Here is an 8,269-nt window from a genome sequence, read left to right as displayed (position 1 = left end):
ACCGGGAAAGAGGTAATACAGCACCTAAGGAACAAGGTACCGGTCGAGTATGTGCGGGACCAGTATTTCGAGAGCTCCGCAGAACTTCCCCCGGAGTTGCGGATCGGCCGTCCGGTCCCTGAAACGGAGGAAGGAACCGAGAGGAAACGGGGGTCGGCAGCTGCAAAACGCCCTCGTGATGCTTCCGGCGGCCCCTTAAGCCTCCGGGAGCACATCGAGGATGTGAAAGGGCAGAACACGGCGAGGTTCTTAAGCGAGGACCTGTCGGTTGTCCGTGAGACACGGTCGGACGAAGTGGAGAAGGTGATTGAGACTCTCGATGCTTCGGCAACCGGCCTTGTCCTGGACCGTCCTGTTGATCAGAAACTCCTTGACCGGCTCGTCTGGAAGGGCCTCTCCTGGGTTGCAGCGCGGGACTTCCGGGGCATCATCAAGCGCCCGCTCTCTATCCGGCTCCTGAAGATGGGGGCCTGATTATCAATAGGTAATAGCGGTAATTTTCCTTTGATTGGGGAATTGGTGCATACCAGCTTTATACAAATTTATTTATCCTGCATCGATCCATTGTAGTGTCTGGAGTGGTAGCATGCACAAAGATGAACTGATCCATCTCCACCAGATGCTCTCAGAGGTCAAGCAGTACTTTGAGGAGATCAATCCCGATCTCAAATTCACCCAGTACAATGCCCTCAAGATAACGCCCTCCCAGCAGCACAAGAGCAAGATGGAGCACAAGTATGCAATCTTCGTGCTCGGGACCGAGATTGCCAACGCCATGAAGGACGTGGACTATAATTCATCCAGCCGCATTTCAGCCCGGATGAAGGAACTTGCTGACAAGGCATTGAAAGAGATCGATTACCAGTAATCCTTTTTTTTTAACTGTGCCGATCCCATCCGCACAAGCCCGTTTCCCGCATCCCAACCTTAAAGTCACCATGACGTTCATTTCCGTTCATGGAGTACATCACCGATACCGACCAGGAGCTGGATATCGGGCTCGTCAACCGGGCCGTTGAAGCGGCGTTTGCGGATCATGGCAGGGGGGAGGTACAGATGCCCCCCAAGGTCTATGTGATCCTTCCAGAAGGCGATTTCCGGACTATGCCGGCCTATATCCCTTCACTCTCTATTGCCGGTGTGAAGATCGTGAACGTTCACCCAAAAAATCCGGAAAAAGGCCTGCCAACCGTGATGGCGTTGACAATCATCCTTGATATCAATACCGGTTGTCCGGCAGCCATTCTCAATGCAACACGTCTTACGGATATGCGCACTGGTTCGGCCGGCGCTGTGGCTGCGAAATACCTGTCGCCGAAACCCGAGGTAGTCCTCGGGGTTGTCGGGACCGGAAGGCAGGCAGAAGCGCAGGTCATGGCCACCGCGCGGGAACTCAAGGTCCGGCAGCTCAAGGTCTGGAGCCGTAATCCCGCCCATGCTGAGCGGTTCGCGGAACGGTTCAGGGAATACGACTGCACGGTCGAGAGTCTCGAGAGGGTTTGTGACTGCGATGTGCTCGTCACCACAACGCCTTCGAGGATCCCGCTCATCAGGAACGAATGGGTCCATGAAGGCATGCACATCAACGCGATAGGTGCCGATGCCCCGGGCAAACAGGAACTGGATCCTGCCATCCTCAAAAGGGCACAGGTCTTCGTGGACGATCCTGCCCAGGCAGTCCATTCCGGGGAGATCAATGTGCCGATCAGGAACGGGCTCTATTGCGAGCAGGATATTTCCGGTACAATCGGGGAAGTTGTGATCGGGAAGAAGAAACGCAGGGACAGGAACGCGGTCACGATCTTCGACTCCACGGGACTTGCTATCCAGGATCTTGCCATTGCAGCGATTGCCCTCCAGCATGGGAAACGGATCGATCTTCCGTTCCAGTGAAGGACATGCCAAAAAATAGTTACTGCCAGTTTCGGCCCGATGAAACGACAAGCATCAGGATACCGAATATGCAGAGGCTGACAAGGATTCCTTCCACTTCAGAATACATCCTGCTGACAACAACTCCCAGAAACCAGGAGAGGGCAAGGCCGGCTGTAATCAGCGCCAGGCTCAGGAAGAGTTCGCTGAGTGCAGATGACCTGACGACACGCAGGGTGAACGGGGCGGTCCACCCCCGGAAACGCGCATCGAAATAGAGCAGGCCGAAGAGGATTATGAGAGCGATGATTGCAGCCCAGTGGCCGCCGATGCCCTGGAGCAGCGAGCCGGCAAGAAGAGCGATGAGGATTGAAAGGAGGATGAGAATGCAGTCCGGAATGTGTTCTTTGAATCCCATGAAAATGTGTGCAGAGGATATCCAGATAAAAGTATGGATAAACGGCAGATCTTTCAAGTCTGATGATTCCGGACCTGACTGGTAAAAGAGAATTATTTCTCCGGCTGCTTCGCGTACTTCTTCCAGACCTGCTCGCGGTATACCGGGCCGCTGTTATACGTGCAGAACGGGATCAGTTTCCCGTCTGGTGTGGCATAGTGGATGCAGCACCGCTGGACACGCTCGATGTCATAGTTGTAATTGTCCATGAAGTGCATGGTCCCGATAAAGAGTGCGTTCCAGTGGAACTCGCGGAGTGCATCGAAGTTCTGGCCAATCAGGGATTTGCTGATCAACTTCCAGAACTCCGTAGTGTTGGCATGCTCGCTCTTCTTCACAGAGGAGTGCATGTTCTTCACGCCCTCGAGGAGCGCCTTGTACTTATTGATGGCACCACCTTTTTTCAGCGTCTCTGCCATGTGCTGGACCGACTCAAAGAAGCTGTCCACGTCCACCATGCGGTTGACCGGAATGATCCCTTCGGGACGGACAAAGACATAGGTTGCTGCACCGCAGTGCTGGTGGGCGGTGAACCGGACCTGCGGGCGGCCGGTGTAGGCCTCGACAAGGTCTGAGAACGGGAGCACGCACGGGACCGGATAGAAGTCATCCTTTTTCAAGACCCCGCCCATCTGGTGCTCGATCTCTTGTAAGAGGTCGGGGATGGTGATCCGCGATTTCTGGAGATCCTCATCGCTTGCCGCTCCCGTAAAAGCAACGGGCTGGAAGTTGACCCCGCGGACAACGGCAATATTATCGATGGCAAACCGGATGATGTCGCCTACTTCCTTGTCATTCCGCCCGCGGATCACGGTCGGCACAAGGACTGTCCCGAGCCCGACTTTTTTTAAGTTTGCGAGCGCCTTCTCATGGATGGCAAGGAACGGATTTGTCTCCTTACTGACACCGTCAAAATGGAGGTAGACGGTGTTCAGCCCGGCGTCCTTGAGCTGCTGGGCAAGGGCCGGGTCTTTTGCCAGCTTGACGCCGTTTGTCGCGATCTGGACCTGCGGGAAGCCCAGGGACTTGGCTTTTTTGATGATCTCGATGAGGTCATCCCGCATCGTGGGCTCGCCACCGGAGAACTGGACTGCCGGTGCCGGGACCGGTTTCTCGTCACGGAGCACCTGGAGCATCTTCACGATATCATCGAAGCCTGGCTCGTACACGAACCCGCAGGCCCGGGCATTGGCAAAGCAGAAATCGCAGTCCAGGTTGCAGCGGTTGGTAAGGTCGACATTTGCAAGCAGCGTCTGGGAGTGGTGGTTGTTGCAGAGACCGCAGGCTGTCGGGCAGCTGTTGTCCGGTGTAGCGCTCTGGGGATTTGAAATCCCGTTTCCAACAGCATCGTACTCCTGGAACCGGTGATACATCTGTGCGTCGGACCAGTAGAGGTGCCGGGAACTCCCGTGGGCCGGGCAGGTTCTCATCAGCCAGACCTTGCCGTCCTCTTCAACGATCTCCGCTTCCACGACCGTGCGGCATGTGGGGCAAAGACTCCGTGTCTTCTTTATCAGCATTAATTTCCACCTGAGGATGCTATCGAACGTTTCCGAAAAGGAATTCCGGTTTTAGTAACCTTAATCTTTCTATCTGCTCTTTATTACAGGTATTGGAGTGCTACATTATTAGTATCGATCTCTTGATAATAGCATTGCTGTCAGCCCTGTGGATCATGCTGCCGGCCTACCTCCCCAATCCTATTGCCGCGTTGTGCGGGGGAGGAGCGCCTATCGATGGCGGCAGGCTGTACCGTGACGGCAGGCGGTTTTTTGGCGATGGGAAGACCTGGAGGGGGCTTTTTGCCGGCATCCTGGCCGGGGTCGCGGCAGGTGTCCTCCAGATCTGGGCTGCCGGTACCTATGGTATCAGCATGCTCCCTCAGCAGACACTCCTCTCGGTGGCACTTCTTTCGGTTGGTGCCCTGCTTGGCGACCTTGCAAAAAGCTTCTTCAAGCGCCGGCTCGGGAAGGAGCGGGGTGCCAAGTGGCCAATTGCCGACCAGTATGACCTGGTTGCAGGTGCATTCCTGCTCCTGCTGGTGTTCAACCCGGCGTGGCTCTTTTCCGAGGTTACGCTGCCGGTGTTCATCTGTATCCTTATCATCACGCCCCTGCTCCACCGTGTCACCAATATCATCGGCTATTTCCTGAAAGTCAAGGAGGTTCCATGGTAGACAACGCCCTTGCAGAAATGCTCATCCGGTTCAAGGCGATCGAGTTCGGTGACTTTACCCTCGCGTCCGGTGCATAGAGCACGTATTATGTTGATGTAAAGACCGCAGTTACCCGGCCCGAACTCCTCTCTGCGGTTGCCGCAGCCGTCGCATCCGCACATGACTTTGACGTAGTTGCCGGGGTGGCAGTCGGGGGTGTCCCGCTCTGCGTTGCAACCGCCATAGCGAAAAAGAAGCCCTATGCAATCATCCGTGCAGCGGAGAAGGACCATGGGAAAAAAAGCCTTATCATCGGCGACGTGAAGGATAAAAACGTCCTCCTTGTTGAAGACGTGACCACCTCTGGTGGCTCTGCCCTGTACGGGATCAACGTGCTGCGTGCTGCCGGTGCGAGAGCAGACTGCGTGGTGACGGTGGTTGACCGTGAACAGGGTGCCGCATCCCTGCTCGCAGCACATGGCGTGACAATCCACCCACTTGTCCGGATCTCCGAACTCCTGAACAGATGAAAGAGAAGACATTTTTATTCCGGGCGTAAACTAGGAAGGTACTATGAGGATCCTTGTTGTTGGCGGGGGTGGAAGGGAGCATGCGATAGCTGCCGCCCTTGCCCGCAACACGACCACCGATGTCTTCTCGGTCATGGCAAAACGCAATCCCGGCATTGGAGGCCTGGCCAAAGATGTCCTCTCTGCAAAAGAGACCGATGTTGCACGGATCGTCTCCTATGCTCAGGAAAACGGTCTTGAATACGCCTTCATCGGTCCCGAGGCTCCCCTTGAGGCCGGGATCGTGGACGCCCTCGAAGGGGCAGGGATTCCCTGCGTGGGGCCGGTGAAGTCCGCTGCCCGGATCGAGACGGACAAAGCCTTCTGCCGCGAGATGATGGAACGTAATTCCATCGAAGGGTGCCCGAAATACCGGGTCTTCCATAACACGGATGAAGCCGTGGATTTCATCCAGTCCAACGATAGCGATCTCGTTGTCAAACCCATCGGTCTGACCGGGGGCAAAGGTGTCCGGATCATGGGAGAACAGGTTGACCGCGAAGGCGCCATCGAGTACGTTAAGTCCCTGAATGGCGAGGCCGTGCTGGAGGAACGCCTCCTTGGCGAGGAGTTCACCCTCCAGGCATTTGTCGACGGCGCTCACCTTGTACCGATGCCGCTCGTGCAGGACCACAAGCGGGCTTTCGAGGGGGATATCGGCCTGAATACCGGGGGCATGGGATCGTATTCCATGCCGGACCACATGCTGCCGTTCGTCACGGATACTGACTACAAGAAGGCTATCGACATTATGAAAGCCGCTGTCGCCGCCATGGCACGCACGGGCCGGCCCTACAAGGGAATCCTGTACGGCCAGTTCATGAACACCCGTGACGGCCCCAAGGTGATCGAGTTCAATGCCCGGTTTGGCGATCCCGAGGCGATGAACGTCCTCTCCCTCCTGACATCGGACCTTTCGGAGATCGTGCACCATATTGCCGATGGCACCCTTCTCCCTTCGCACGTAACATTCGACCGGCAGGCAACCGTCTGCAAGTACCTTGTCCCGGAAGGATATCCCGAGGCACCTCAGGCCGGTGACGCTATCACGCTCGGACCCCATGACAATGCCCTTCTCTATTATGCCAATGTCGAGAAACACGATGGCGGGCTTGTCACCCTCACTTCCCGGACCCTGGCCTTTGTCGGGATTGGGGGGACCCTGGAACAGGCAGAACAGGCGGCAGAACAGGCTGCATCAGGTGTCAAAGGCAAAGTCCGGCACCGCAGGGACATCGGGACAAAGGAATTGCTGGATAAACGGATTGCCCACATGAGGGAACTTCGATGAACAAGGATTTCATTTCTATCCTCGATATCAGCGAGCCCGAGCTTGAGCAGCTGCTCATCGAGGCACACCAGCTCAAACGCCAGAAGAAAGCCGGTACAACCCAACCGCTTCTTTTGGGAAAAACCCTCGCGATGATCTTCGAGAAGTCCTCGACCCGGACCCATATCTCGTTCGAGGTCGGGATGAATGAGTTGGGCGGCCATGCCCTGTTTTTAAACGCCCGCGACATGCAGATCTGGCGGGGTGAGGAGATCCGCGATACCGCACGGGCGGCATCCCGCTATGTCTCCGCACTGATGATCCGTGCCTACAAGCACAGCACCATCGAGGAGTTCGCACGGTACGCGACGATTCCGGTTATCAACGGCCTCTCTGACATGGAACACCCGTGCCAGCTCCTTGCCGATATCATGACCATGCAGGAGCACTTCGGATCCACCCGCGACCTGCGGGTCACCTGGGTAGGCGACGGGAATAACGTCTGCCACTCCCTGATCCTTTCAACGGTCCTTACGGGCCTCGAGGTAACCGTATCCACGCCAAAAGGGTACGAACCCGATCCCGGGTACGTGAAGAAGGCGCAGGAACTCGGCGGGAAGGTGACCCTCATACGGGAGCCGGAGAAGGCCGTGAAGGATGCAGAGGTCATTGTCACGGATACCTGGGTCTCTATGGGTGATGAGGGAGAACATGACGAGCGCCTGAAACTCTTTGGTGATTACACCGTAGACGCTGACCTGATGAAACGGGCATCGCCCGGTGCACGCGTCCTCCACTGCCTCCCCGCCCACCGGGGCGAGGAGATTACAGACGAAGTAATGGAAGGCGGCCAGAGCCTGGTATGGGACGAGGCGGAAAACCGGCTCCATGCGCAGAAAGCGCTGCTGGTCCGGCTGCTGAAAAAATAAGATCCTATTTTTCTTCGACAAACGCTTTCAGCTGGTCGAGCATGTACTTCTCGACCTTTTTTATCTCATCCAGAGACCCACGGAACGCAAGGAGTTCCCGCTTGTCGCCTTCCATGTTTGCGAATTTTAGGGGTTCCAAGCGTTCAACGACCTTAACATTGAATTTTTGGGGGATCTCTATGATGAGTTTCTGGGGTACGCCGGGAGGGATGAGGACATCGAATAACTGCTCTTCTTCTGCTTCTGTCATGACTGTTCACCAGTATTATTTACCTATCTTGATCCTGCGGCTCATAATACATGGGCCCCCGCGGACGCCACCGATGGGATTTTTGGGCTTTCCGAGCGAGTTCATGCACCTGCCCATCAGGGCCGCGCCCCGGGCAAGGCCGTCATCGACAAAGACAACGTGATCGTTAGGGTTGTCAAACAGGTTCCGCTCTGTGATCCCTTCGAGGATGTATTCCGGTTTCCTGCCGGAGATGGCAGCACGGCCGGTAAATCCGATTGAGGAATTCTTCAACACAAGCCCCTGCTCAACGGCAACATCGATCAGGCGCAGGGCCATCCTTGTGCAGACACGGTCGACGACCTCGTTTAAGGTTGGAAGCGAGTGATTCTTGTGGATCTCGGCACCGATCTCAACCAGTTTTGGCAGGTCGCTGGAATTCTCCCCGCAATCACAGCCAATCATGGCAACGCCCGATTCATAGGCAACCCGCGCATTGACCGGCACCCGCCCGAAACGGTCCCGTTCCGGTGGCACGATGCGGATATCGATGTGCTCGTTGCAGCGGTCCACCAGTTCGTCCACGATCCTGCGGTTGCTCCGGGAAAACAGGCCCCCGGTGATGCTGTGTTCGCCGAAGATATCCAGTGCGGTGCCCGTGCGCTGGTGGACAAGGCCGGTACCCCTGACGATCGCATCCGGGATCGCCCCGGCAAGGCCGCAGAAGTTCCCCACGGTCTTTGCAAAAGGGTTCTCCGCGTCGGGAGGTACGTCGCTTGTAATCCTCC

General features: G+C 56.3%; 9 protein-coding genes and 2 pseudogenes. 7 read left to right on the top strand and 4 right to left on the bottom strand.

Annotation, left to right across the window (positions count from 1 at the left end):
• From CW742_RS03770 to CW742_RS03760, 3 genes and pseudogenes are all read left to right on the top strand, one after another.
• Positions 1–474: pseudogene (locus CW742_RS03770) on the top strand (DNA primase); the annotation flags it as partial.
• Positions 475–586: 112 nt separating this feature from the next.
• Positions 587–868: a UPF0058 family protein gene (locus CW742_RS03765; protein WP_292416653.1), complete on the top strand. Its 282-nt coding sequence runs from the start codon at positions 587–589 to the stop codon at positions 866–868.
• Between the two features lie 89 nt (positions 869–957).
• Positions 958–1,893 (top strand): ornithine cyclodeaminase family protein, encoded by a 936-nt coding sequence (locus CW742_RS03760; RefSeq protein ID WP_292416650.1) that lies wholly within the window; start codon positions 958–960, stop codon positions 1,891–1,893.
• 19 nt (positions 1,894–1,912) lie between these two features.
• On the opposite strand, the gene CW742_RS03755 is transcribed toward CW742_RS03760, so the two are convergent.
• The gene (locus tag CW742_RS03755) at positions 1,913–2,290 is read right to left on the bottom strand and encodes a hypothetical protein (RefSeq protein ID WP_292416648.1); all 378 of its coding nucleotides are present in this window, start codon (positions 2,288–2,290) and stop codon (positions 1,913–1,915) included.
• Between the two features lie 92 nt (positions 2,291–2,382).
• A complete protein-coding gene (gene tes, locus CW742_RS03750) occupies positions 2,383–3,849 on the bottom strand; it encodes a tetraether lipid synthase Tes (RefSeq protein WP_292416645.1) in 1,467 nt (488 codons plus the stop codon).
• Positions 3,850–4,004: 155 nt separating this feature from the next.
• Here tes and CW742_RS03745 point away from each other — a divergent pair, with 155 nt between their 5' ends.
• From CW742_RS03745 to argF, 4 genes and pseudogenes are all read left to right on the top strand, one after another.
• Positions 4,005–4,505 carry a CDP-2,3-bis-(O-geranylgeranyl)-sn-glycerol synthase gene (locus tag CW742_RS03745; RefSeq protein WP_292416655.1) on the top strand — a complete coding sequence of 167 codons (501 nt, stop codon included), beginning with the start codon at positions 4,005–4,007 and terminating at the stop codon, positions 4,503–4,505.
• A pseudogene (gene pyrE / locus CW742_RS03740) lies at positions 4,499–5,014 on the top strand (orotate phosphoribosyltransferase). The gene CW742_RS03745 and the pseudogene pyrE overlap by 7 nt, the downstream one beginning before the upstream one ends.
• A gap of 43 nt (positions 5,015–5,057) precedes the next feature.
• Entirely contained in the window at positions 5,058–6,344 is a 1,287-nt protein-coding gene (purD, locus tag CW742_RS03735) for a phosphoribosylamine--glycine ligase (RefSeq protein WP_292416642.1), read from the top strand.
• Complete coding sequence (gene argF / locus CW742_RS03730) at positions 6,341–7,252, top strand: ornithine carbamoyltransferase (RefSeq protein ID WP_292416639.1); 912 nt, start codon at positions 6,341–6,343, stop codon at positions 7,250–7,252. Before purD ends, argF begins: the two co-directional genes overlap by 4 nt.
• A 4-nt stretch (positions 7,253–7,256) precedes the next feature.
• Here argF and CW742_RS03725 read toward each other — a convergent pair whose 3' ends face one another.
• Together CW742_RS03725 and CW742_RS03720 are read right to left on the bottom strand one after the other, a co-directional pair.
• Positions 7,257–7,502: a hypothetical protein gene (locus tag CW742_RS03725; protein WP_292416636.1), complete on the bottom strand. Its 246-nt coding sequence runs from the start codon at positions 7,500–7,502 to the stop codon at positions 7,257–7,259.
• A 15-nt stretch (positions 7,503–7,517) separates the two neighbouring features.
• The coding region (locus tag CW742_RS03720; protein WP_292416633.1) for a methanogenesis marker 14 protein at positions 7,518–8,269 on the bottom strand (752 nt) is incomplete at its 5' end.

The sequence above is a fragment of the Methanoregula sp. genome (genome assembly GCF_002835825.1).
Classification (GTDB): domain Archaea; phylum Halobacteriota; class Methanomicrobia; order Methanomicrobiales; family Methanospirillaceae; genus Methanoregula.
This window is presented reverse-complemented; position numbering and strand designations above follow the sequence as displayed.

Excerpts from the sequence above, each read along its gene's own strand:
- CW742_RS03765 (WP_292416653.1), top strand. The coding sequence starts at position 587 with ATGCACAAAGATGAACTGATCCATCTCCACCAGATGCTCTCAGAGGTC.
- CW742_RS03760 (WP_292416650.1), top strand. The coding sequence starts at position 958 with ATGGAGTACATCACCGATACCGACCAGGAGCTGGATATCGGGCTCGTC.
- CW742_RS03755 (WP_292416648.1), bottom strand. The coding sequence starts at position 2,290 with ATGGGATTCAAAGAACACATTCCGGACTGCATTCTCATCCTCCTTTCA.
- tes (WP_292416645.1), bottom strand. The coding sequence starts at position 3,849 with ATGCTGATAAAGAAGACACGGAGTCTTTGCCCCACATGCCGCACGGTC.
- CW742_RS03745 (WP_292416655.1), top strand. The coding sequence starts at position 4,005 with ATGCTGCCGGCCTACCTCCCCAATCCTATTGCCGCGTTGTGCGGGGGA.
- purD (WP_292416642.1), top strand. The coding sequence starts at position 5,058 with ATGAGGATCCTTGTTGTTGGCGGGGGTGGAAGGGAGCATGCGATAGCT.
- argF (WP_292416639.1), top strand. The coding sequence starts at position 6,341 with ATGAACAAGGATTTCATTTCTATCCTCGATATCAGCGAGCCCGAGCTT.
- CW742_RS03725 (WP_292416636.1), bottom strand. The coding sequence starts at position 7,502 with ATGACAGAAGCAGAAGAAGAGCAGTTATTCGATGTCCTCATCCCTCCC.